Source organism: Sulfoacidibacillus ferrooxidans, assembly GCF_022606465.1.
GTDB classification, from domain to species: Bacteria; Bacillota; Bacilli; order Alicyclobacillales; family SLC66; genus Sulfoacidibacillus; species Sulfoacidibacillus ferrooxidans.
The window spans coordinates 53,806-77,243 of the sequence record NZ_JALBUF010000003.1; the positions used below are offsets into that span (position 1 = coordinate 53,806).

A 23,438-nucleotide genomic window follows, 5' to 3' on the forward strand; every position below is an offset into this window, starting at 1 on the left:
ATGGACACCGCCTTTATTATGGAGAACTATGCGTTTAATACGAAAGTAGATAAAACTTTAAATGCCAATGATTAGTGACTTTTACCGTTTATTTATCCTTGGGAGTTATGTCAATAATATCGTTATCCAAACGGTGATCATGCATCATTGTTACGGTTGATGAAATCATCAGTGATTTTGGCATCGTGACCATCCACGGTATTAAGAACAAATCAATAAATAGCCAAATACCTACCATCCCAAGAAATATATAACCGATAATGATGCCCATTGTAGCTGATCCAAGCAACGTTAATAACAAAATGGCAAGACCACTTTTCACGCGACCAAGATAGAAACGATGTACACCCAGACTGCCAAGAAAAAACCACAAGATATAAGCAAGAATCATGCTTTTAGGAACTCTCACTGTAGAATTTATTTGTTGGTACATAACTTCATCTCCTCTTAGTTATGTCATTTAACCACTCTAGAAACAGGATGCTACAAACTGTTGAGCAGTATCAATTGCAGCCAACTTAGTTAGCTTTACTTAACATCATACACCATCACGACCCACGTGTTTATTCGATTTTGACCACAATTTCACTCAAATATTGTTTTTGCAAAGGTATCCGTACATGTAAAATGGAGTCACAAGCACTTGTACCCCAACTCTTACATTCTAACGTTACTATTTACCAATTGATGAAATCGATCATATAGATGGATGGTGATAATGTGACATGTCATGGCGCAAGCGATAAGCAGCGCTATGAATGGCTGGATCATCAATCACGATTGTTGAAGAACGAAATTGGCCAAGAGCAATGTCTATTAGCAGAAATGACGGGCTAGATAAGATCGATGCAGCTTGTACAAAAGTCCATTTCGGCCAAAGTGTGGCATCTGCAAATACGCTGTGCGTATGATTATGCCCATTGATATAAATCACACGACAATTTGATTGTGACAGTTCAGAATAAATCTCGTATGGCTCAGCAAGCGACATCATCACCTCATGGGAGCCACTTGTTGTATTGGGGAACGGATGGTGTGCAAAAATTGCCGTTACCTTTGACGGATGTGTACGGAGTGAGCGTAGCCACTGCAATTGTACTTCGTCAATTTCCCCGCCCCAGTCTAGGGGAGAACATTCTTTTGTAGTATCCAGTAAAATGATTCGAAGATCTTGCCATTCGATCATTGAATAGAGAGGTTGTTTCGTGAGTGCTACAATCTCACTTTTTGTATAATGAAGTGTATCATGGTTACCAATGATCAATTGAAAGTTACAGTTGTGTTTAGCCGCTAAGTGTTTTGCTAAAGAGATAAACTCCTCCCATTCTTCATGTGTCCCGTTATGAGAGATATCCCCTAATGCAACATGAAGATCTGCCTTCGTAGAAAAAAACACATCTAACAAACCGTGATAAAAAAGTTTTCTATCTTCCCCATGTAGACTATTGGTAAGACTGTAATGCACATCCCCTATGACTGCGATGCGCCGCGTCATATGAACACCTCCACATAAGTAGTCTTTTCATTTTCTAGAAAAGAGTCCTTCAACATTATTCGTGAATCTACATAGAATGATACAATTTCAATGTATACGATGAGTGAACATACAAAAAATAACGCGTAAATTTTATGTATGATTTTTGAAAATGATACTATACAGAGATTACATCGCGCACACATTCACGTTATTACTCAAAATGTATTGTACTGGCATATTTATTCATGTCCATTTTAGCTATCTACTGCTGTCCAACTAACCGCAGTAACAGATGGTTCGAGACTCAAGCGACTTACAAGTTGCTCCATGGATACGTTGTCAGTTCCACTCCGTTCAATATCTGCCTCGACTTGTACGTGATCCATCCCATCCTCTAAATGTTCACTTCGAAGTGATCGTAAGTGAAGACCTGGTGCCGAAAGGGACTGTGCAAGTAAAAGCCGAACGTGAGCTTCCTCCGAAGACTTACTAACCAGACGAAAGCGAAAAGCAGATACCACTTCCGCACTCTCTTGGCCCATGGGGTGATGGTCCATTACGCGAGCCAGTGGTCTTAGGAGCGTATTACCTATTACAACAAATCCAGTTGCTGCAATTGCTTCTAAATAGAAGTGATTTCCTGCAAGAACCCCAACTGCAGCGGAGCACCACATCGTTGCAGCCGTGTTAATACCTCGTATATTGACACCATCACGCATGATAATCCCCGCCCCAAGGAAACCCATACCAGAAATAATATAGGCATCAATACGCGTCGGATCATACCCAGGCGGTCCGGATATACGGACTGCTACAGCCACAAACAAAGCAGCTCCAAGCGAAACAAGAGCATTTGTACGCAATCCGGCCGTACGTTGCCGCCACTGTCGTTCCGCACCAATAACTGCTCCAAGAATCAGAGCAAGTGACGTAGCAAGTAAAAACGCCCCTATGGATACATCTGGAACATACGTCATACCATCACCTCTGTAGTCGTTTCACTTATGTTCAACACTCGACTCTTTCCCTATCCAATTGAGCAAATAACATCCTCATACGTCATCCAAGTGTGCGATGGACACCCAAGTTGCATTAATCCACTCATGAATAGTGTCCCAATATACTACATTTACAATAGGGTTATGGGTGCAGGGCTAACTTGGATGACGAAGGAGATGGGATTATGATTCCGCATGTCATCATTGAGCTTGCTTTGTTAATCATTATCATTCGCTGTGTATATGTAGCATTCACACTTGCTCAAAATCGTTCAAGAAAATGGCTGGAGATCGCATTTTATCTTTCAGTCGCAATCATTGCATTTTCATTTCTGGTATAGACCCTAATTATTCACGCAAAAAAAACTGCTGCATGATGAAATTGCGCTTTGCTAGTGTCTCTTCAATGGCATGAATTTGCTCTTCATTCATCTCACTTAGTTGCAACAACAGATCTCGATCTATTTGCTCTAATTGTTGGAATAAGAGCAAATTACCCGCCTTCCCCCGCCACATCATATCTTTTGGCGGGGGGGAAAATGATCGAATTTTCGTGCGTAAAGCCTCAACGCGATGAATATATCGATCAAAATCTTGCACAGCTTCTAATCCATCTTGTATGGGATTGGGATTCTCATGGGTTGGTTGCTCTAAATGTCTACGCAATAAACTCAATTGTTCCCGCAATTGCACCATATACTGTGCGAGTGCTTCATCGCAAATGTTTTGTATTTGAACGCTTCGATCACGTATGCTATTGAGCGGATTACTTGCATCATAACTCCATGCATTTAACCAGCCTTTTAGCATAAACGAAATGGGATCATTAGGACTTAGCGAGATTCCATAACGACTCAATCCACTCACTTCTCATCGCCACCCGCAACCGATTTCATGGCAGCCACTTGCGGATTTCCCACATAGTACGGCTTGCCAACAGCCATATTAGGTGCAGATACGACCCCATTTTGTGCCATCATCATCGCCGTATAATAGCGCACTGCATCAATCTCAGAGAGACCAAAGGCACGCAATGCGATCAATTCCTTCATCCGCTCATCACGTGGGAAAATCAATGCCTTCACGTCATTTAACGTCAAGCCATACACGGACAAAAATTCTTGTAAATGATCTTTAATCAACTCTAAAATTTCAGGCATCTTCTCGTTCACACGTTCAAGTGGTGTCATCTGAACAATTTTATTGATTGATTGTTCAATCACTGGAGTCGTATACTCATTCACTTCGGCAGTAGTTACATAGTGTCCAGAAAATGGCATGTGTTGAACTAACTTTAATGCATCTTCTTTTGAATCAACGTGAACGTAGCAGCTTACATGGTAACCCATTTCAGCCATTTCTCGCGAATAGGCCACACCTTTTGCTTCCAAAATTAATTTTGCACGATTGATATAAAGTACCTCATATTGCCAAGGACTCGTTCCTCCAAAAAAGGCCTGTTGAAACGCGCCAATCAAAGGTCGATCAGGCGTTTGGATCGTGAATTGTCCTGTCTCATACACATTTAAAATAGCCCCACGCGACTTTAATACTCCAAAATGATTACTCTCCACTGTCAATAATGACCCATTAATAATGCTGTTATCCGGATAATGATAGGCCAAAATATTGGCACCCATCACTTCTTTTCCATCATTACTCAAGGTACTAATGACTTGCCTAACTCCTGCCATCCTTTCACCTCCTAAAGATCTACACAGGTATCTTGTGTTATTTTACTGTTCAAAAGGTTGTGCCTTTTATCGCTGTGAATACGCATGTAACACAGTTTCTAACCGAAGCGCTAAAGATAAATCTCCATCAATTTTTAGTTTTCCAGACATAAATGCAGTCGTTCCACTCAATGTGCCTGCAATCATCTCCTTAAAATCTTCTGCCGCAATCGTCAGTGTGCAATTTGCTGTTTCTACTGCCCCTTCTTGTGCATAAGCCGAATCTGGTTTTAAAATGATTTGATAAGTACCACCATCCTCGCCCTCCAAATTAAACTGATACACAGCCACTAGACCACTGACTTTTCTCGGATCAGCTTGTAGTGCGGTATTTAGTTGATCAAATGTTTCCTTAGTCGTAGACATCTCATCGACCCCTTTCGCACTTAGATTATAACAAACTACAATGGATTAAATAACCACTATTTTAATCTCCTATTGGATCGATAGATCCATTTGACAATGGGAAGCGAAGCAGGACTTTTTTTATTTACGAAGAATACAAAAGTATAAGTAGAGAGGGGATAGTCACATGATTCAATTTTCTCGGCCTGATATTGACGAATTTTTCCGTACATATGCCATTACTGGATTTACAGTCAACAAAGCAGAAACTAAAATTGCATTTAGCACCAACTTGAACGGTAAGTATAATATTTGGGGAATGGATTTACCAAACTCGTTCCCATATCCACTGTCGTATGTGGATCAAACTCCTGCTTATATCCGTTTCGACCCACAAGATCGGTACCTTTTGGCTGGTTTCGATCAGGATGGCGATGAAAACATCCAAATGTACATCCTACCACCAAATGGCGGAGCACTCACCCCACTTCGAACATTTGAAGGCAGACGTCATTATTTTTGTGCTCTTTCAAAAGACGGGAACCGAGTGTACTATTGTTCTGATAAAGAAAATCACAATTTTCTTAATGGGTATGTCTATACGATAAGCAGTGGGGAAGAATCCACTTTGTATATCGGTGAAGGGGGAGCTACTGAGCTTTCCGATGTTGCTCCAGATGAGTCTAGTTTTATCACACAAAAGGCATATGCTAACACTTTTATTCCAGCATTCCTCCACATGGCTGGAGAAGTTCATAGTCTAACTCCCGATCCCACTGTGCCACATGTCGTTTTACATGGCGCATACCTCTTTGATCAGTATATTTTCTCCACAAACTTCAACTCTGATCGAACCTATCTCGCTACATTTGAGATGGCAACAAAACAGTTTCACACACTACACACTTTAGAAAATGTAGATATCGGCATGTTGGCTGTTCATGAGTCGACCCACACTGTATATTTTGTTGCACATGGTGGAGTAGAAGATCATTTATACACATTCGATGTGGAAACCAAAAAAGCTTCTTTGATCGAGTCTCCTGTAGCGGTTGTTGAAAATTTAAAAGTGGGGGATAGTGGAACACTTTATATTCTAGGGCGAAGTGATGTCGATCCATTTAACTTATACAAGCGCTCCCCAGATGGTACGTGGACCATGCTGACAAATAATCGCGTGATGGGCATGGCGCGTGATCAACTTATACCAGCAGAAGTTGTACATTTTCAGTCATTTGATGGACTAGAGATCGAAGCTTTGTGGTTTCCTGCACACAAAGAAACAGCAAACGGATATACCGTTGTCTGGCCACATGGTGGACCACAAGCATCTGAACGTCGCATGTTTCGACCTTTTTTTCAATTTTTATGCAGTAGAGGATATAATGTTTGGGCTCCGAACTTTCGCGGAAGTGCCGGGTATGGCGCTGCATTTATGCAAAAAGTAGAAGGTGATTGGGGACATGGTCCTCGTCTCGACATGATTGAAAGTATGGAATGGCTACTTCAGGAAGGGCGCGCAGATCGCGATAAACTATTCTTAGTTGGAGGAAGCTATGGTGGCTATATGACGCTACTCTTGCATGGACGCCACGCAGATTACTTTCAAGCATGTGTAGATATTTTTGGTCCTGCAAACTTATTTACCTTCTTGAACTCTGTTCCTGATTTTTGGAAACCAATGATGAAACAATGGTTAGGAGATCCTGTGGAAGATAAAGAACGTTTAACCAACGACTCCCCTATTACCTATCTCGATGGTATGACAAAGCCTATGTTAGTCGTCCAAGGTGCCAATGATCCACGCGTAGTAAAAGCTGAATCTGACCAAATTGTTCAAGCCTTACGCGATCGCCAAGTAGAAGTAGAGTATCTCGTATTCGACGACGAAGGACATGGATTTATGAAAAAAGCCAATGAAATAGCTGCCTATCGGCGCATTGTAGAGTTTTTAGATCAACATCGCAAATGATCACTTTTTAGAAGTTGTTCAAAAAGGGGTCAGAACTCCCCGGCACATGGTAGCGTCAGCGCCAAGAACGCTCCCTCACGTACCCAAAACGTACGCTCAGTCCACATTCTTGGCTTGCTTCCTTGCACTGCGCGGGTCTTACCTGCACCCTTTTTGAACAGGCTTTTTTAGTATACATGAGTACATGCATAGATGTAATTACTTAATCACATCATGGAAAGTTGGTGAACTGGTGCAAGTTTCTCTCTTTATTACTTGTCTTGTAGATACCATGTTTCCTGAAGTCGCAGAAAGTCTCGTCCACTTATTGCAACGACAAGGTATTCAAGTGGATGTTCCGATGGGTCAGACGTGTTGTGGACAACCTGCATTTAATTCTGGATATTTTGAAGAGGCTCGCGAGGTTGCTAAGACGTGGCTTACTGCATTTGCAGATAGCGAATACATTGTTACGCCTTCCGGCTCTTGCGCAGCGATGGTCATTCATGATTATCCTATTTTATTTAAAGGTGACCATAAACAACTTGATAGAATAAAAAAATTGACACAACGCACTTATGAATGGACGCAATTTTTTGTTGATGTATTAAAAGTAGAGGACATTGGAGCAAAAGCACATATTTCAGCAACCTACCATCCATCGTGTCATGGAATGCGTTTACTTGGTGTCACGGATTCCCCCTATCGTCTTATGCGACATGTTGAAGGATTACAGTTAGTAGATCTCCCTTTTGCTGAACTGTGTTGTGGATTTGGGGGTACGTTTGCAGTAAAAATGCCGCACATTTCAACTGCCATGGCCACAGAAAAAGTCGTTCATATTGCAGAGACTTCCGCACAACTCCTCCTCGGTCTTGATATGGGGTGTCTAATGAATATTGCTGGGCGAATGAAGCACATGAATACACATATCCCCACTATGCATCTTGCACAATTTCTAGATCGAGCCTCATCTGACCTACCGATCTTAGATAATCGGGAAGGGGTGAACATCAAGTGAATAAACAATTTGACGAACGAATTACACATGCCCTTACAGATGATCATTTACATCATGCAGTGAATATCGCAACAGATCGCTTGCGCACGAAAAAAGCACAGGCACTTACGAAGATTGATTTTGCACAGTGGAGTGAGCGAGGACGTGAGATTCGTGAACACGTTATATCAAACCTAGACTACTATCTTACACAGCTTGCTAGTGAAGTTCGCAGGCGCGGCGGTCATGTGTATTTTTGTGCAGATACAACGGATGCGGTAGAAGCAATTCAAGGCGTGATCCAATCACATCATGCGACCAAAGTGATTAAATCAAAATCTATGGTTACAGAGGAACTGCACCTCAATGATGCATTAGAACAAATGGGTGTTGAAGTTGTAGAAACAGATCTTGGTGAATACATTATTCAACTAGCTCACGAAACCCCATCCCACATTATTGCGCCTGCTATTCATAAAGGACGCGAACAAATCGCAGATTTATTTAGCCAAGTAGCTAATCGAAAAATCGCATCTGACACACCAAGCTTAAACGATTACGCACACGAAGTATTGCGACAAAAATTCATTGAAGCTGAAATTGGCATTACTGGTTGCAATTTTGGTATTGCAGAAACAGGAACTGTCTGTCTATTTACTAACGAGGGAAACGGACGTATGGTTACAACCCTTCCACCTGTGCATATTGCCGTTATGGGGATGGAGCGAGTCCTACCAACACTTGCCGATCTAGAAGTATTTATGAATATACTCCCTCGCAGTGCTACAGGCCAACAATTAACAAGCTACGTCTCCCTTGTCACAGGCCCCCGCGCACATGATGAATTAGACGGAGCCAAAGAGTTCCACCTCATTATTCTCGATAATCAACGTAGTCAATCGCTTGGAGATCCTGATTTTCAGGAAGTTTTACAGTGTATTCGCTGTGGTGCGTGTCTGAATGTGTGTCCCGTCTATCGACAAATCGGAGGTCATGCTTACGGATCCGTGTATTCTGGTCCCATTGGTGCAGTCCTCACTCCACTATTGCGCGACGATCCAGAATCGGCTGAGCTGCCCTATGCATCTAGCCTATGTGGTGCCTGTTATGAAGCGTGTCCTGTAAAAATTCCACTTCACGACATGCTTGTAAAACTGCGAGCACGCAATGTGTCACGAGGTTTTACACCACCCGCTGAACGACTCGCATTTCAAATATATAAAAAAACATTTGCAAGTCCTAAGAACTATCGTTTAGCTGTACGCTCTCTACGGTCTGTACAGAAATGGTTGATGAAAAATGGAGAATTCCACTCATCTATTCCTATTTTATCTAGTTGGTCAAAAACTAGAAGTCTTGACGGATTAAGTCCACTCACCTTTCGCGAACGTTTTGCAAAAGGTCTAGTCATCGATCAAATCACAGAAAAATTACCACACGTGGCGCGAAAGGAGTAAGGACGGACATGACACCAACAAGTGAATCAGAATTTATGAATAAAATTATAAAACGATTAGGACGCAATACAGTCCCTACAGAAGCACCAAAGAGAAATTTAGTAGGTAGTGAAGGACTCGTGCATAGTTCCTTACCCACATCTACGCCCACTTGGTCTGCACAATTATTACAAAAGCAACTAGTAAATGACCCACTCGATCCACAAGATTGGATGCACTTAGCGGAGATTTTTTGCCGTGAGCTTGAAGAAGTTGGAGGTCATGGAGCCATCATCTCTCTGAGTGAAGCTCCAAATGCATTAGACAAACTCATCATCGAGCATCATATCCAGTCTGCAATCAAATGGGAAGATCCATGGCTACATTCACTTGACTTAGACAAGGTTTTGCAAGATCGCGGTGTTGTGCTGTACACCTGGGGAGAAGAAAAAGAGATAACTAAAGCTACCATTGCACAAGCAACGCTTGGCATTACTTCAGCGCCATACGCCATAGCTGAAACGGGATCCCTAGTAGTCATCGGAGATGCTCAGAGTGGTCGTTCCGTTAGCCTCTTACCACCTGTGCATGTTGCGTTTGTACCCTATAAACGCATCCATTTACGTGCTGCGAGCGTTCTTTTAGATCTACAAAAAGAGAAGATGAAAAGTGCTGTAAATTTTATCACTGGTCCCAGCCGTACTTCTGATATTGAAATGGATTCTACAATAGGTGTTCACGGTCCAAAATACGTGTATATTTATATCATTATTGATGAAAACAAGTGATCGGTATCTCACTTCTTTTCATCAATAGTTGGTTTAGTCGCTATCTTGATCTTCATCCAATACTAGTAGAGAGTCATCAATGAATTCTGTTGCTTGTCCTTCAGGTAGTGACTCCACGTCGTGCAATTTTTTTGTAATCACTCGTGTGCGCCGCTCTACTTGTCCAAATTCCGAACTCGCTGAGTCAATTTTCTTTTTCACTTTTGCTAATACTTCTCCAAACTTTAAAAACTCCGTTTTTACTGCTCCAAGTGTAATCCACACTTCTGAAGAACGTTTTTCAATCGCTAATGTACGAAATCCCATCTGCAAGCTATTTAAAATCGCAGCTATGGTTGTCGGCCCTGTAACAACCACACGATACGTTCGTTGTAGCTCTTCGAGCAAACCAGGACGGCGAATGATCTCTGCATAAAGTCCTTCTGTCGGCACAAATAATAGAGCAAAATCTGTCGTGTGAGGTGGACAAATATATTTATCGTGGATCTTTTTCGCCTCATCGCGAACGCGACGCACGAGCGCCTTTGCCGCCTCTTCGGTTTGCACTATATCGCCTGTATCTTGCGCATCCATGAGACGTTGATAGTCTTCTACAGGAAACTTAGCATCAATCGGTAACCACACAGGTATTTCATCTGCTCGTTTACCAGGAAGTCGCAACGCAAATTCAACTCGTTCTTGATGTTCTGGATTGACTGCGACATTTAACGCATACTGATCGATGGTTAAGATTTGTTCAAGCAAATTGCCTAACTGTACTTCTCCCCATGTACCGCGCATCTTAACATTTGTCATAATGCGTTTTAAATCACCAACGCCACCTGCGAGTAACTGCATCTCACCGAGTCCTTTATGCACTTGTTCCAAGCGTTCAGAAACCAGTTTAAATGACTCACCCAATCGTTGCTCTAACGTTTGGTGCAATTTTTCATCCACTGTTACACGTATTTGTTCAAGCTTTTGTTCATTGTTAGTAAGCATAGTTTGTAAACGTTTGTCCATCGTCTCTTTCACACTATTCAAGTGAACCTCTGTCACTTCTGTCAAGCGATCAAGACGTTGCGTGAGTTCCACACGCTGTTCATGTGATACTTTTGAAAGCGTATGGGAAACACTTTCAAAGCCGTTTTGCATTCGATCACTCTGACGCATAATGGCATCTTGTAATGCCTTATCATGTCGTTGCAACAGTAACCCGATCTCCTCGCGATCTCGCCGTGCAGCCTCTAGTGTCTCAGTACGACTGCGCAAGAACTCGTCACGTATCTCGCGCATCAATCGATCTGTTTCTTGATGTGTCCCATGGATACGTTGTTTCATAATAGTCGCATACACGAGCCATATCTCTAAAATGATCACGATGATTAACAATATAGTCGTTCCCATGTATCTGCTTTCTCCTATTCTACTATTTGCTTGCTATGGTGATACTCATCAATCGCTTTAGGAAGAGGTGCCACGACTAAACCATACTGATTACATACTTGTTGTATTGTTGCTTCTAATTTCGTATGATCCCCTTGCCGCCAAGCTTCTAGCATCTCCACTGAAATCAAGCGTTTTAACCATTCATGCCGTTCATGTTCAGGCAGATGAAGACTTAAGATCTGCTCGCGCAAGCTACTTAGATAGCGAGCAAGTGCCCCTATTGCAATAGGCAATAGGGGCTCTAAATATTGCTTGAGAGCTCGCGTCAGTGCTGGACTTTGACCTGCTGATCCAATAGCAATACTGACATCACCTCGCGCAATAACAGAGGGTACCATGAATGAACAAAGGCTTGGATTATCGGCGACATTAACCAAAATCCCCTGTGCATTTGCATCTTGTGCCACGCGTGCATTCACATCTGCATCATTGGTAGCTGCAAAAACCAGTCGCATCCCTAATACGTCATGTGCTTCATAACATCGTTTAATATGTGTATGTGTACCCATTAGAAGTACATCCACAAGTCGCGGATCAAGCTCTGGACTGACTATGACAAGATGAGCTCCCGTTTCCACTAATCCTTGTATTTTGCGAACGGCAATTGTTCCCCCACCCACTACAAGACACTTACTATCGACAAGTTGTAGAAACGCTCCATACTGTGATGCGCCCACCGCGCTCATCTCCAATGCATTGTCACTCATTGAACCTTTAGTTGTAGTACCCTATAGAAATCAATACTCTACATGAACAACACTTTTTAGAAATACTAATTACTCTCTCACCTTTTGGGGCTTATCATGAAATACGGTAGGACTATGCTCATACTCAATCTCTGCATGGTTTTCACGAGCATTGATAGCACGTGCTAAAACAAATAACAGATCAGATAAGCGGTTGATATACTTTAAGGTGACTGGATGAATATCCTCTTGCTGCATCAGAGCAACAACACGTCGTTCTGCTCTTCTGATCACTGTGCACGCGACATGCAGTGAAGCCGCACCTTTATTCCCACCACGCAAGACGAATTTAGTCAAACGATCAGCCTGTTCTTTATACTCATCAATCAACGGTTCAAGTTCATCTGCCGCATGATCTACGGTGCGAAATGGACGTTCGATGTTTGCAGGTCGCGCGAGGTCTGCCCCCACATCCCATAGCGTTTGTTGAATTTTTTGCAGTAATGCAATGATATCGGCATCGCGAGTGGCATCGAGTTCAGTCATTGCAAGTCCGATAAACGCACCGCCTTCGTCGACCGCACCATAAGCCTCAACTCGTGCATTATCTTTAAACCGACGTTCGCCACCAATCAACGCCGTTTTTCCCTTATCCCCACCACGCGTATAAATTTTCATATACAGTTCTCTCCTCGCTTAGAATCTTGTTTAAGTAGTTGATATACTACATTCATATCTAGATGCTCTCGCACGATTGAAGCCAACCGATCATATGCATGTGCCCGCACTTCACTCGTTAACACCGTATGCTCCAATGGTTTCCACCCATGCACAGCTCGCAAGCGATTCAACCATATCACACGAAAGTGATCATTGTGTAAAATTCCGTGCAAATAGGTTCCAATATAGCGACCATCCAGTGACTGTGCTCCATCTTCGATCATCGTTATATCACGATCGCTTTTAGCTAAAGCAAATGCTTGATCTTTGTCACCCACTGTTTTACCCATGTGAATTTCATAACCATGTACAAAAATTCCTGCAAATACTCCTTGCAGTTCTCCACGCACAAGTTCTGTGCGTTTCTCATCGGTAATTGTCGTCTCGTAGTGAAATAAGTGAAGCCCGGGTATCACTGAATCCTCTGATTCATGATGATGGGGATCCATTACTCGCTCACCTAGCATCTGCAACCCACCGCAAATACCAAGCACTGATACACCCTTTGTTGCGTGCTGAGTAATCGCTTTTGCAAGTCCAGACTCATGTAAAAAACGCAAGTCTTCCATTGTGTTTTTCGTTCCAGGCAGAATAATTGCATCTACACCTATAAGATCTTCTACTTTAGTACAAAAAGTGACAGACACCTCAGCCTCAAGAAATAGTGGATCAAAGTCCGTGAAATTCGCAATATGAGGTAAATGTATGATGCCAATATGTACTCGCTGTTCGTCAGGTACTTGATCCTCTCTTGTATGTGCCTTCACATGGTGATAACGATCCTCTTCTAACCCAAGTGAGTCTTCCTCTTCAATTCCCAAATCAGCGATGTGTGGTATGACACCTAAAACAGGGACTTTTGCATACTCTTCAAGTAAACGCACTCCATCTTCAAACAACTTAGGGTCGCCGCGAAATTTATTGACAATGATCCCCTTGACACGCGCCCGCTCTTCCTCCGTTAACAGCAACAGTGTACCTACGACCGAGGCGAAAATGCCCCCACGATCAATATCTGCGACGAGAAAAACATCCGCATCAGCCATCATCGCAGCCCGCATATTGACAATATCGCGTGACTTTAAGTTCATTTCAACCGGACTTCCGGCACCTTCCATCACGATCACATCATATCGTTCTTTTAGGAACGTATAGGACTCCACAACTGCTTGCCACAATTCACTTTTGTTACTTTGAAAGTAGGAACGTGCTGACATGGTCTCTTTTACACGTCCCTGTACAACAACTTGAGATCGACTACTACCTGTCGGCTTCAATAATACAGGATTCATATGTTCATTTGATAAAATTCCCGCAGCCTCTGCCTGAACCGCTTGCGCACGCCCTATTTCTCGTCCAGATGGCGTAACAGCTGAATTCAGTGACATATTTTGTGCCTTAAATGGAGCCACCCGATACCCATCTTGCGCTAGAATTCGGCACAGCGCAGTAGAGAGTGTACTCTTGCCAACATTCGATGCCGTCCCAAGAAACATAATTCCTTTTGCTCCATGTTGCACTCCCATCCACAACCCCTCCTTCTACTTCGCGATCCGCTGTTGCTGATATGCCACACAAGAGGCCACAAAGCGAGTCGCAACCATTGGATTGGAGGCAAAATGAAGATGCGTATACCCTGCTACTAACGTCTCCGATGCAAATCCGTCCATTTTTTTACCGCGCAATCCTGTCACCTCGTACGCAGGCGTACTTTGCTCTCTCTCGTACGTCAATGTCGAGTAGTGAAACTCATGTCCCTTTACCATCTCACCTTTTGCCAATAGCAATTGATCGACAGGTGCTGTTGCTTCCCGATATCCAAGCGCGACAAGACGTGCATGCATCTGTACTTTTGCGTCTAGAACACCTACCATCTGATACGAATTGCCTGTACGATCCATCAACTCTTTTGCCAAAAACATATAGCCACCACATTCCGCAAAGGTTGGTAACCCAGCTTCAATGCGCTCGCGCAATTGACTCATCACAGCAGTTTGTAGACTTAAGTCGTGTGCAAACTCTTCCGGAAATCCACCACCAATATAGAGCCCATCTACATCTTCTGGAAGTAATTCTCCTGCAAGCGGTGAAAAGTAGACAAGCTCTGCTCCGGCTAGTTGTAAGAGCTCTAAGTTCTCTGGATAATAAAAGTTAAAAGCGGAATCTTTAGCAATGGCAATTTTGGTAATTGCCCACGCTGTTTTACGTTTGAAAATAGTTTTTGACGGTTCTTGTATAGCAGGCGCAGACTGCGCAATGACTTGTAGTGCAGCAATATCTACAGTTGCCTCTACACGCTGTGCAAGTTGATCAAATAGAGGTCGTAATTCCCCGCGTTCTAGTGCCGGAATAAGACCTAAATGCCGCTCTGGCATCGACACTTCTGTCATCTTTTCAAGATAGCCCACTGTAGGAAGTCCACACATTTGTTCAATTGCAGACTGAACCAGACGATAGTGGCCCTCACTCCCTACCCGATTGACAAGAACCCCCGCAATGGGAACTCCATCCAAAAACTTCTGATACCCTAAAACAAGGGCTGCGGCACTACGAGCCATGCCACTTGCATCGATGACAAGCACAATGGGAGCTTGCAGTAACATGGCAAGATCCGCGCTACTCCCGCGATCTGATTGCGCATCGCGGCCATCGTAAAGCCCCATCACGCCTTCAATCATTGAGATATCTGCGCCTCTGCTCGCGCGCATAAAAATCTCTAAAACGACCTCATCTCCTAGCATAATGCGGTCAACATTGCGAGACACTCTTCCTGTAACTGCGGTGTGATAACTAGGGTCGATATAATCAGGACCTGCTTTAAAACCTTGAACGGCTAATCCTCTTTTTTGCAAAGCGGCCAAGAGACCAAGTGTAAAGGTCGTTTTTCCAACGCCTGAATGCGTACCTGCTAGAAGCAATCGTGGTTGATTCATGCTTTCCTCCCATCAAAAACATTGAGATCACACAGTATCTATCTATGCTAGATAGATACTGTAGTTCCTGTACCTTCTTCTTCGAATTCTACTGTGTATACTACGTGCGATTGTTTTCTTGGAATCAGCATAAAGATGATCCCTAGTATCAATAAAAATAAGACAGCATAATCTGACCACGGAGAGATGATCTTCGGACTTAACACAAGAAAGGCAACTAAAACTGCTGCCAAGTACACTGTCGTGAAAATAGAACTAATCCCCATCAGTCGATGAGTGTGCCATTTCATATCACTTACATGACGATGTCGATGCATTCGCCACAAAAAAATGGATGCGGTAAAACTATCAAGTGTAAATTCTAACGTAAGAAAGAAGCCTGCTGCTGATAAAATAATAGCAAAAAATGTGGCTAAAGAGGTCACAAACAACTGTAAAATAGTAATCATAAAGAGTAAAGCAAAGACGATGAGTGTAACCGTAGCAGGTGATCCATGCCGATTGAGCGTAGCAAATGATTGCGGCAATAAGCGGTCACGCCCCATGGCATACAGAGCTCGAATTAAGATGAAAGCAGTTAACCACAGCGATCCAGCAGTAGATGCTAAGATAGGAATAAGTATAGACTTGCGCAACATCGATGGCAAAAAAGGCCCTACATGATTGATCCAAGCTACCATCGGATCAGGTGAGTTTGCTAGTGCAGATATTGGTGTTTCCCCAATTATCAGAGGAAACAATACTGCATAGATGAGCAGTGCAATCATGGCACCGATAATTCCGCCTAGTCCCGGATCTTGCTTTGGCTTTGAAGATTCCTCCGATGCATAACTATCAATTTCCCAACCATCGAGAATCGTCGTTGCGACAACCATGGTCAATAAAATTCCGGCAACAGGAAACTTGCCGTGCCATGCTGGAAAATGGGCGTGTGGTAACAACGTGATCCCAAGCCCAGCAAATACTATTAAAAATAGCACTTCAACAACTAAAAAAACTTGTGTGATCCTCGCAGTCGGTTTTGCTCCAGAAAGAAGCGGAACTAATGCAAACACTAACCAAAATGTACTTATGGCTAATTCCGCCCATACGTTATTTTGCCAACCTGGATGAACCAAAGCTATTGTATATTGCGCAGCAGGAATAACAATCGGTGGGAGTGATGTGAAATACGCAAGAATAATTACCCATCCTTGAAAGCGACTTGCCTTGGCGCCAATCACACGTGCAGACCAATGATAGGATGCACCTGAGTGTGGGAAATGTTGATTGAGAACGCGAAAAATAAACGAAGATAAAATAAACGGAATGGCCACAAGTAAAATAGCAAGTAAACTATAGATGCCACTGTACGCAACCATCACTCCAGCAGCTGCTGAGATACTAAAGGCTGGTCCAACGCTAGAAATAGATAAACTACTTAAATCCAAGAGAGAGAATGTTTGTTTCAAATTGTGATGCTTGTTACTTTTCCGTTCCACTGTGCTCTGTTCACGCCCTCTCGTAAACTACGTACAATCCGTATTAATCTGTAACGTGAACTAGACATACAGAAAGTGTTACATTGCCTGATTTAACTTTTTCAATCAGCCAGTCTTGTGCTTTTGCAGAGCGCAAAGCAGCAGGTTCACTCACACCGTACGCACCAACATAGCGAAACACGGTTTCTGATGGATGCACTAATGGTACCTCGTTTAATTCCGCTGCCGTATACGTGACAAGTGGCCAATGATGAGTGGTGCATACTGAAAGAAGACCTGGTTCATGTGCCTTTAGATCAATAGTAGCAACATTGCGAACGCTTGTCATCGCTAGCTGATGTGTAGCTAACGTATCAGAGATCACCCGTTCAATCTCATCGGCTGTCGTATCGCGATTGCAGCCAATACCAAGCACCAACACTTTTGGCCTATACAACACGGCTGCTGGTGAACACGCTGTAAGCTCCTTCTCCGTCAATACACGATGAGTGATCCACAGAGCAGCGTGATACTGTTCATCTTTTGCTTCATCCAAATGACGAACGACATGGATGTGCGAAGGTAGCGGTTTATTGTATGTCCACCAATTGCGTTCACCAGATTCCTGAATGACGACAGCAGGTTCTTCATTGACTATCGCTGCACTCACTCTTGTCACCTGATCAAATCCTTCGATCTCCCAGCCTAAATTCCGTCCCAGTAAATCTACTGCAATCGTTTCACTCACGTCAGATGCAGTCGTAATCACGGGTGTTGCCTTTAGCATCTGAGCCACCGTACGGGTCAGTTCATTTGCCCCACCGAGATGCCCAGATAATACACTAATGACGTAGTTCCCACGATCATCGATGACTACAACCGCAGGATCTGTTTTCTTATCTTTTAACAATGGCGCGATCATGCGCACCATCGCTCCAAGTGAAATGATGCTAATGATCCCTTCGTAGCTTGTAAAAAGCTTTGGCAACAGTTGCATGACCGATTCATCAAATGCAACTATGCCAAGTGTCTCTTCATCGCCATGCAGAAATTTTTTGGAATAATACACATCCACACTCGGCCACTGTGCATGTAGTTTGCGAGCGAGCGCTGTCCCATGTTTGGTTATGGCGACTACTGCAAAACTCTGTTTCAAACGTCTGCCACACCCTTTCGATACCGATGAGTAAAGGTCTTATCATAGAGCTTTGACCGATGCTCCGTGGTATGCAATAATTGTGGATCAAGCGCCCATCCTGCTAAGATCATGGCATGACTGGAGATATGCTGATCTCCCATCGAGCGAATGAGCCCCGTTAACGACGTGCGAATGATCTTTTGTTCTGGCCATGTGGCTTTTTGCACCACTGCAACAGGAGTTTCTTTATCCCATCCGGCCAAAAGAAGTTCATCAACAATGGTTTTTGCAAGGGTTGCAGAGAGATAAAATGCCATCGTGCAATGATGTTCTGCAAGTGATCGCAAATCTTCACGAGGCGGCATAGGCGTTCTCCCGCCCACGCGCGTGAGAATAACCGTTTGCGTAAGATCAGGAACGGTCAATTCTGCCCCAAGAGCTGCAGCTGCTGCAAAAACTGAACTGACACCAGGGATCATCTCATAACCTATCCCTAATTGCTGCAACAACGCCATCTGCTCAAGAATAGCTCCATATACCGCTGGATCACCTGTATGTACGCGTGCCACACTTTGTCCCGCTTGCACATGGGTTACCATTAAATCTACAATTTGCACAAGATCCATTCCTGCGCTCTTCACAATCATCGCATGTTTTCCGGCCTGTGCTATTAGCTCCTCTGATACCAAACTATCCGTATATATCACTACATCAGCCTCTTGCAGTATGCGTAATCCCTTCACAGTTATGAGTTCTGGATCACCAGGTCCCGCACCTACGATATATACTTTATTGTCTAACATGATTTTTTCACCACCATAAGCGTCAGATAATTTAATTCTGCTCCTCGAAGATCGCGCACATTACGCCACACAACTTCTTCACTTGAAGTCACTTTAGTTACGACCATCGCACAATCCACTAACTTCATCTCCTCAAGCAATTGAATCATCGGATCCAATACTTTAGCTACCTTTAAAAAAACAACACAATCATGATCACGTAGTCTTTCTCGCATACCTGCCATATCCTCAGTTGCAGGAACGATTGCTACCACCTCATCGCCATCTGCAAGCGGCACAGATAATCTAGATGCAGCAGCATTTACAGACGATATGCCAGGTACTGTGACAATTGGAATATCCGGAAAGCGCTCTTTTAACAACCTTGCCATGTGAATAAATGTGCTATAAAGCATTGGGTCGCCTTCAGTGACAAATGCTACATCCCGTTGTTCTAACAAATGCGCTGTTACTTCATCTACTGTCTTATTCCACCTGGCAGTGAGTTCAGACTGATCTTTAGTCATTGGGAAAATGAGTCCAAGCATCGTTTTTTCCTGGGGATTCACATAGAGTTCAACAATATCCAATGCATAGCTTCGTCCACCCATACGTTTTTTAGGGTAAGCAATCACCTGGCACTCTTTGAGATAGCGGTAAGCTTTAATGGTGAGAAGTTCCGGATCTCCAGGTCCAACCCCCACTCCGTACAATGTACCTGTCAATCGTTCACTCACCGTGATCACCATCCCCGTTTTCACTTTGCACACCTGTAACTAAGTACACTGGATTCATACCTTCAAAGCGCGTCAATTGGAGAATCGCTTTGCTTCGCGCTGTCTGCACTAATGAAACTGACACAGTGAATTGAAGGGAACGAAGCGTCTCATAGGCTGTAGCAAGAGTCTCGATTGTTGCAGCATTGACGACAATGCGGCCACCTGCTCGTAAACGCTGTGCACAAAGTTGCAAGAGTTCCTTTAATTCCCCACCACTCCCTCCAATAAAGACTGCATTAGGGTCTTCAAACTCGTCTAATCCAGCCGGAGCACGACCATTGACAGCCACAAAATCAGTGCGAAACTTCACCTGATTTTCACGTAAATTAATCAAATCATCAGCATTTTTCTCAATAGCATATACTCGCAATAACGGCGTATGTAAAATTGCTTCAATCGATACAGACCCCGTGCACGCCCCGATATCCCACAACACATGACCTGGTTGCAACTGCAGTTGTGCAAGACTTAACACGCGAATCTCCCGCTTGGTAATTAACCCGCGATCAGGTTTGCGCTGACTAAATTGTTCATCATCAACACCTAGTGGATAGTGCGACACCACATTGTGCACGCGCTTTAAAAGCACGATATTTAACTCAGCAAAAGTTCCATCGATCAATTGCTCGAGTGTATACCACCCTGTTTTCTCATTGGGCCCACCTAAGTGTTCACCGATGAATGCTTCGTATTCATTCATCTCATAAGCCAGTAAATAACGAGCTATGGCAGATGGTGTGTTCATTGGATCGGTTACTATCAGCACTTTATCCGCTGCCTGCACACGCTGTGCAAGACCTGTCATCGACCGACCATGAAGGCTAATCCATGTCGCATCATGCCAACTTTCATTGCTACGTGCGCACACTAATTGAATGGAGCTTAGATTAGGGAGAATCTCCACTTCCGAAGAACCAAACTGTTTCACTAGATAAGGACCTATACCAAAAAAGTTGGGATCCCCAGAAGCAAGAACGACAACGCGTTTACCTAAACCCTCTTGTTTGATGCGATCAACAACAGTTGAAAGAGGTCCCTTGATATCGATCTTATCTTTTTGAAACTGTGGAAAAAACGCTAAATGTCGTTCTCCACCAACTAAAAGATCGGCATTCAACACAAGCTTAATCAGCGCCTGTGTAAGACTTGCCATCCCATCATCGCCTATACCAATGACTTGAATCCATTTATGATTCAGTTCCATCAAATGTTGCCCCTCCTAGTTCCACTCCGCCCATGGTGACAAGACGCGTGACAATGGTTGTACCGCCACCCATACTTTCAGAAATCCGCTTACAACAATAGAGACTCATTTGTTCGAAAAATTGTGGATAACCCCACTCTAGCATCCAGTCCCCCACTTGCGTGGCGGTATTTGCCGTACGTATCTGTGCCAATAACTCTTCTTTTACGCCTACTTCTGCAGCCATTTGGGCAATGAAATCAAAATCAACAGGTGCACTCTTAGAATGAACCATCATGATTCCCTGTGCGATTTTTGAAAATTTACCCATCATGCCAACAAAACGCAGATCATGAAAACCTAGCCTTTTTGCTTGCGATGCCGAAAAACCAACAAAATCGCCCATTTCGATAAAACAATCTTCAGCAAGTTCTGGATACATTCGCATGGCAAATTTTTCACTGCGACCACCTGTAGTGAGGACAACTGCTGTCCTACCCTGCTCCTTTGCCACACGCAATCCTTGTATAATACTTGCACGATAAGATGATGTGGAGAATGGCACGACTGTCCCGCGTGTTCCAAGAATTGAAATTCCACCGATAATGCCAAGGCGCGCATTTAACGTTTTTTTAGCAATCTCTTCTCCATCTGGCACAGAGATAATGACACGAACACCCCTTGTCATGCCATGCAATTCAAGTACCTCATTCACAGCCTGTACGATCATGCGACGTGGAATTGGATTAATAGCAGCCATCCCCACGGGAACGGGAAGCCCAGGTTTTGTTACACGTCCAACTCCGATACCACCATCTACTTCAACACCTATTCCATCGGTAAATGAAACACTAGCTACAATTGTTGCGCCATGTGTAGCGTCTGGATCATCTCCCGCATCTTTCATGGTGGCGGCTTCTGCACAATCGTCTTTGCAGTCTACGCGCACCATCGAGAAGGTAACAACTTCTCCAATAGGCAGAACTATATCCACCGTACTTATGGGGGTATGTGTGAGCAATGTCAATAGTGCCGCCTTTGTACATGCCGTAGCACATGCACCTGTCGTATACCCATGCCGTAAGGGTCGATCAGGAACTTCTTGCATTTCAGACACGACGTTCACCTTCAGTAACGGCACCGTGTTTTGCAAGAAGTGATAAGGCATTGACAGCAGAAACAGCCACTGGACTCCCGCCTTTACGGCCATGATTGGTGATATAAGGAACGTCTAATTTGAGTAACTCCGCTTTTGATTCCGCAGCAGATACAAAACCAACAGGAACTCCGATAATCAAATCAGGTAACACAATCCCCGCTTTTACAAGCGTAATCAATTCAAGAAGCGCAGTCGGAGCATTGCCAATAGCATATATCCCACCCCGATACTGTCTTGCAGCTTTACGCATAGAAACAATAGCACGAGTTATCCCGAGCTCCTTTGCCTCTTGTGCAACATCAGGATCAGAAATATGGACGTGTACCTCACAACCAAATTGGCTTAGTCTCGGCTTACTAATCCCGACTTGTACCATCTGCACATCGGCAATGATCGGACGACCCGCGCGAATGGCAGCAATACCTGATTCTATTGCTTTTGGATGGATAACTACACTGCGTCCCAAATCAAAATCAGCTGTTGCATGAATGATGCGCTGCACAACTGCAAACTGCGTAGGCGACATCTCGTGTTCCCCAAATTCCTGTGCAATCATCTCAAAACTCTTTTCTTCAATTTCCATGGGTGCAATAGTACTTGGTTGAAAATCGAGTGGTTGGCTCATCGTATACCTCCTCATTTACAACTGCGATGGTTGCGTATAACAGGGAACTCCCAATTCTGCTAATGCATCTACAATCTGACCAGTAGTAGAAAAACTTGTACCATACTCTATATTTGGCCTGCCGATCACAATGATCATAATGCCAAGATCAATGGCAGCTTGAACTTTTTCATCCACTGCTCCGACTTCTCCACTTTCTTTTGTGATCATGACCGTTGTTCCATAATGTTGATATAAAGCTGCATTGAATTCATACGAAAAGGGACCTTGCATAGCTACAATGTTTTTTTGCGCAATACCCAGCTGTTCACACATCTGCATGTTCTCTGCCCGCGGAAGAAGACGAATGACGAGTCGAAGATCAGAAATAGCAGATAATCTTTTTGCAAAGATAGGCAATGTTTTAGCCCCAGTTGTTAGCATCACGCTTCCTTTTAATTCTGCTGCAACATCGGCAGCTTCTTCATATGTTTCTACTAAAACCACTCCATGGCGCAAAGAAAAATCCAAACCAGCACGCTCGTAGCGAATATACGGTACATCGACTGCTTTTGCAGCTGCCATCGCTGTTTCATGCGCCTCTCGTGCAAAAGGATGGCTTGCGTCAATGATGACGCTAATGTGTTCATCCCTCATGGTCTGCTCCATGTGTATCGCATCTAATCTTCCCACTCGAACCATCAGATGCTCCTCGCGAAGACTTTGCGCAGCGTTCTCTGTTACGACACTTGCAATCAAAGAATACCCTGCGTCGCGCAGAACAACACCTAGCTCACGCGCATCACTCGTACCTGCTAAAAGAAAAATCACCCCGTAG

Annotated in this window: 24 protein-coding genes; 5 read left to right on the top strand and 19 right to left on the bottom strand. The window is 43.7% G+C overall.

Going from position 1 to position 23,438, the window contains the following annotated elements:
- Positions 1-88 precede the first annotated feature (88 nt).
- The 3 genes from MM817_RS06560 to MM817_RS06570 all read right to left on the bottom strand — a co-directional run bounded on the left by MM817_RS06560 (position 89) and on the right by MM817_RS06570 (position 2,454).
- Entirely contained in the window at positions 89-433 is a 345-nt protein-coding gene (locus MM817_RS06560; protein ID WP_241712829.1) for a TM2 domain-containing protein, read from the bottom strand.
- 264 nt (positions 434-697) lie between these two features.
- Positions 698-1,495 carry a metallophosphoesterase family protein gene (locus MM817_RS06565; RefSeq protein ID WP_241712831.1) on the bottom strand — a complete coding sequence of 266 codons (798 nt, stop codon included), beginning with the start codon at positions 1,493-1,495 and terminating at the stop codon, positions 698-700.
- Between the two features lie 236 nt (positions 1,496-1,731).
- Complete coding sequence (locus MM817_RS06570; protein ID WP_241712833.1) at positions 1,732-2,454, bottom strand: MgtC/SapB family protein; 723 nt, start codon at positions 2,452-2,454, stop codon at positions 1,732-1,734.
- 182 nt (positions 2,455-2,636) lie between these two features.
- On the opposite strand from MM817_RS06570, the gene MM817_RS06575 reads away from it, so the two are divergent.
- Positions 2,637-2,816 carry a hypothetical protein gene (locus MM817_RS06575; RefSeq protein ID WP_241712835.1) on the top strand — a complete coding sequence of 60 codons (180 nt, stop codon included), beginning with the start codon at positions 2,637-2,639 and terminating at the stop codon, positions 2,814-2,816.
- A 7-nt stretch (positions 2,817-2,823) separates the two neighbouring features.
- Here the strand turns inward: MM817_RS06575 and MM817_RS06580 are convergent, their stop codons facing one another.
- From MM817_RS06580 to MM817_RS06590, 3 genes are all read right to left on the bottom strand, one after another.
- A complete protein-coding gene (locus tag MM817_RS06580; protein WP_241712837.1) occupies positions 2,824-3,342 on the bottom strand; it encodes a hypothetical protein in 519 nt (172 codons plus the stop codon).
- Complete coding sequence (locus MM817_RS06585; RefSeq protein ID WP_241712839.1) at positions 3,339-4,169, bottom strand: SPFH domain-containing protein; 831 nt, start codon at positions 4,167-4,169, stop codon at positions 3,339-3,341. The genes MM817_RS06580 and MM817_RS06585 overlap by 4 nt, the downstream gene beginning before the upstream one ends.
- Before the next feature lie 66 nt (positions 4,170-4,235).
- The gene (locus MM817_RS06590) at positions 4,236-4,574 is read right to left on the bottom strand and encodes an SCP2 sterol-binding domain-containing protein (RefSeq protein ID WP_241712849.1); all 339 of its coding nucleotides are present in this window, start codon (positions 4,572-4,574) and stop codon (positions 4,236-4,238) included.
- 166 nt (positions 4,575-4,740) lie between these two features.
- Here MM817_RS06590 and MM817_RS06595 point away from each other — a divergent pair, with 166 nt between their 5' ends.
- The 4 genes from MM817_RS06595 (at position 4,741) to MM817_RS06610 (ending at position 9,728) form a co-directional block, all read left to right on the top strand.
- A complete protein-coding gene (locus MM817_RS06595; protein WP_241712851.1) occupies positions 4,741-6,525 on the top strand; it encodes a S9 family peptidase in 1,785 nt (594 codons plus the stop codon).
- A gap of 232 nt (positions 6,526-6,757) precedes the next feature.
- Positions 6,758-7,525 carry a (Fe-S)-binding protein gene (locus MM817_RS06600; protein WP_241712853.1) on the top strand — a complete coding sequence of 256 codons (768 nt, stop codon included), beginning with the start codon at positions 6,758-6,760 and terminating at the stop codon, positions 7,523-7,525.
- Positions 7,522-8,961: a LutB/LldF family L-lactate oxidation iron-sulfur protein gene (locus MM817_RS06605; RefSeq protein WP_241712855.1), complete on the top strand. Its 1,440-nt coding sequence runs from the start codon at positions 7,522-7,524 to the stop codon at positions 8,959-8,961. The genes MM817_RS06600 and MM817_RS06605 overlap by 4 nt, the downstream gene beginning before the upstream one ends.
- Before the next feature lie 8 nt (positions 8,962-8,969).
- The gene (locus tag MM817_RS06610; protein WP_241712857.1) at positions 8,970-9,728 is read left to right on the top strand and encodes a LutC/YkgG family protein; all 759 of its coding nucleotides are present in this window, start codon (positions 8,970-8,972) and stop codon (positions 9,726-9,728) included.
- 33 nt (positions 9,729-9,761) lie between these two features.
- Here the strand turns inward: MM817_RS06610 and MM817_RS06615 are convergent, their stop codons facing one another.
- The 13 genes from MM817_RS06615 to cobK all read right to left on the bottom strand — a co-directional run bounded on the left by MM817_RS06615 (position 9,762) and on the right by cobK (position 23,431).
- A complete protein-coding gene (locus MM817_RS06615; RefSeq protein WP_241712859.1) occupies positions 9,762-11,114 on the bottom strand; it encodes a DNA recombination protein RmuC in 1,353 nt (450 codons plus the stop codon).
- A 14-nt stretch (positions 11,115-11,128) separates the two neighbouring features.
- A complete protein-coding gene (locus MM817_RS06620) occupies positions 11,129-11,833 on the bottom strand; it encodes a precorrin-2 dehydrogenase/sirohydrochlorin ferrochelatase family protein (protein WP_241712861.1) in 705 nt (234 codons plus the stop codon).
- Positions 11,834-11,932: 99 nt separating this feature from the next.
- Positions 11,933-12,520 (bottom strand): cob(I)yrinic acid a,c-diamide adenosyltransferase, encoded by a 588-nt coding sequence (locus MM817_RS06625; protein WP_241712863.1) that lies wholly within the window; start codon positions 12,518-12,520, stop codon positions 11,933-11,935.
- Positions 12,517-14,088, bottom strand: a complete 1,572-nt coding sequence (locus MM817_RS06630) for a cobyric acid synthase (RefSeq protein WP_241712865.1) — start codon at positions 14,086-14,088, stop codon at positions 12,517-12,519. Before MM817_RS06630 ends, MM817_RS06625 begins: the two co-directional genes overlap by 4 nt.
- Before the next feature lie 15 nt (positions 14,089-14,103).
- A complete protein-coding gene (locus MM817_RS06635; RefSeq protein WP_241712867.1) occupies positions 14,104-15,495 on the bottom strand; it encodes a cobyrinic acid a,c-diamide synthase CobB in 1,392 nt (463 codons plus the stop codon).
- 47 nt (positions 15,496-15,542) lie between these two features.
- A complete protein-coding gene (locus tag MM817_RS06640; protein ID WP_241712869.1) occupies positions 15,543-16,976 on the bottom strand; it encodes an APC family permease in 1,434 nt (477 codons plus the stop codon).
- A 43-nt stretch (positions 16,977-17,019) separates the two neighbouring features.
- Positions 17,020-18,111 (bottom strand): cobalt-precorrin 5A hydrolase, encoded by a 1,092-nt coding sequence (locus tag MM817_RS06645; protein WP_241712871.1) that lies wholly within the window; start codon positions 18,109-18,111, stop codon positions 17,020-17,022.
- The gene (gene cobM, locus MM817_RS06650) at positions 18,108-18,899 is read right to left on the bottom strand and encodes a precorrin-4 C(11)-methyltransferase (protein ID WP_241713305.1); all 792 of its coding nucleotides are present in this window, start codon (positions 18,897-18,899) and stop codon (positions 18,108-18,110) included. Before cobM ends, MM817_RS06645 begins: the two co-directional genes overlap by 4 nt.
- A complete protein-coding gene (cobI, locus tag MM817_RS06655; protein WP_241712873.1) occupies positions 18,890-19,612 on the bottom strand; it encodes a precorrin-2 C(20)-methyltransferase in 723 nt (240 codons plus the stop codon). The genes cobM and cobI overlap by 10 nt, the downstream gene beginning before the upstream one ends.
- Complete coding sequence (gene cbiE / locus MM817_RS06660) at positions 19,605-20,858, bottom strand: precorrin-6y C5,15-methyltransferase (decarboxylating) subunit CbiE (protein WP_241713307.1); 1,254 nt, start codon at positions 20,856-20,858, stop codon at positions 19,605-19,607. Before cbiE ends, cobI begins: the two co-directional genes overlap by 8 nt.
- Positions 20,842-21,945, bottom strand: a complete 1,104-nt coding sequence (locus tag MM817_RS06665; RefSeq protein WP_241713309.1) for a cobalt-precorrin-5B (C(1))-methyltransferase — start codon at positions 21,943-21,945, stop codon at positions 20,842-20,844. The genes cbiE and MM817_RS06665 overlap by 17 nt, the downstream gene beginning before the upstream one ends.
- A gap of 1 nt (position 21,946) precedes the next feature.
- A complete protein-coding gene (locus tag MM817_RS06670; RefSeq protein ID WP_241712875.1) occupies positions 21,947-22,621 on the bottom strand; it encodes a precorrin-8X methylmutase in 675 nt (224 codons plus the stop codon).
- Between the two features lie 15 nt (positions 22,622-22,636).
- Positions 22,637-23,431, bottom strand: coding sequence for a precorrin-6A reductase (gene cobK, locus MM817_RS06675; RefSeq protein WP_241712877.1), 795 nt, complete (start codon positions 23,429-23,431; stop codon positions 22,637-22,639).
- Positions 23,432-23,438: the final 7 nt, after the last annotated feature.

Excerpts from the sequence above, each read along its gene's own strand:
- MM817_RS06560 (WP_241712829.1), bottom strand. The coding sequence starts at position 433 with ATGTACCAACAAATAAATTCTACAGTGAGAGTTCCTAAAAGCATGATT.
- MM817_RS06565 (WP_241712831.1), bottom strand. The coding sequence starts at position 1,495 with ATGACGCGGCGCATCGCAGTCATAGGGGATGTGCATTACAGTCTTACC.
- MM817_RS06570 (WP_241712833.1), bottom strand. The coding sequence starts at position 2,454 with ATGACGTATGTTCCAGATGTATCCATAGGGGCGTTTTTACTTGCTACG.
- MM817_RS06585 (WP_241712839.1), bottom strand. The coding sequence starts at position 4,169 with ATGGCAGGAGTTAGGCAAGTCATTAGTACCTTGAGTAATGATGGAAAA.
- MM817_RS06590 (WP_241712849.1), bottom strand. The coding sequence starts at position 4,574 with ATGTCTACGACTAAGGAAACATTTGATCAACTAAATACCGCACTACAA.
- MM817_RS06595 (WP_241712851.1), top strand. The coding sequence starts at position 4,741 with ATGATTCAATTTTCTCGGCCTGATATTGACGAATTTTTCCGTACATAT.
- MM817_RS06610 (WP_241712857.1), top strand. The coding sequence starts at position 8,970 with ATGACACCAACAAGTGAATCAGAATTTATGAATAAAATTATAAAACGA.
- MM817_RS06615 (WP_241712859.1), bottom strand. The coding sequence starts at position 11,114 with ATGGGAACGACTATATTGTTAATCATCGTGATCATTTTAGAGATATGG.
- MM817_RS06625 (WP_241712863.1), bottom strand. The coding sequence starts at position 12,520 with ATGAAAATTTATACGCGTGGTGGGGATAAGGGAAAAACGGCGTTGATT.
- MM817_RS06630 (WP_241712865.1), bottom strand. The coding sequence starts at position 14,088 with ATGGGAGTGCAACATGGAGCAAAAGGAATTATGTTTCTTGGGACGGCA.
- MM817_RS06635 (WP_241712867.1), bottom strand. The coding sequence starts at position 15,495 with ATGAATCAACCACGATTGCTTCTAGCAGGTACGCATTCAGGCGTTGGA.
- cbiE (WP_241713307.1), bottom strand. The coding sequence starts at position 20,858 with ATGGAACTGAATCATAAATGGATTCAAGTCATTGGTATAGGCGATGAT.
- MM817_RS06665 (WP_241713309.1), bottom strand. The coding sequence starts at position 21,945 with ATGCAAGAAGTTCCTGATCGACCCTTACGGCATGGGTATACGACAGGT.
- MM817_RS06670 (WP_241712875.1), bottom strand. The coding sequence starts at position 22,621 with ATGAGCCAACCACTCGATTTTCAACCAAGTACTATTGCACCCATGGAA.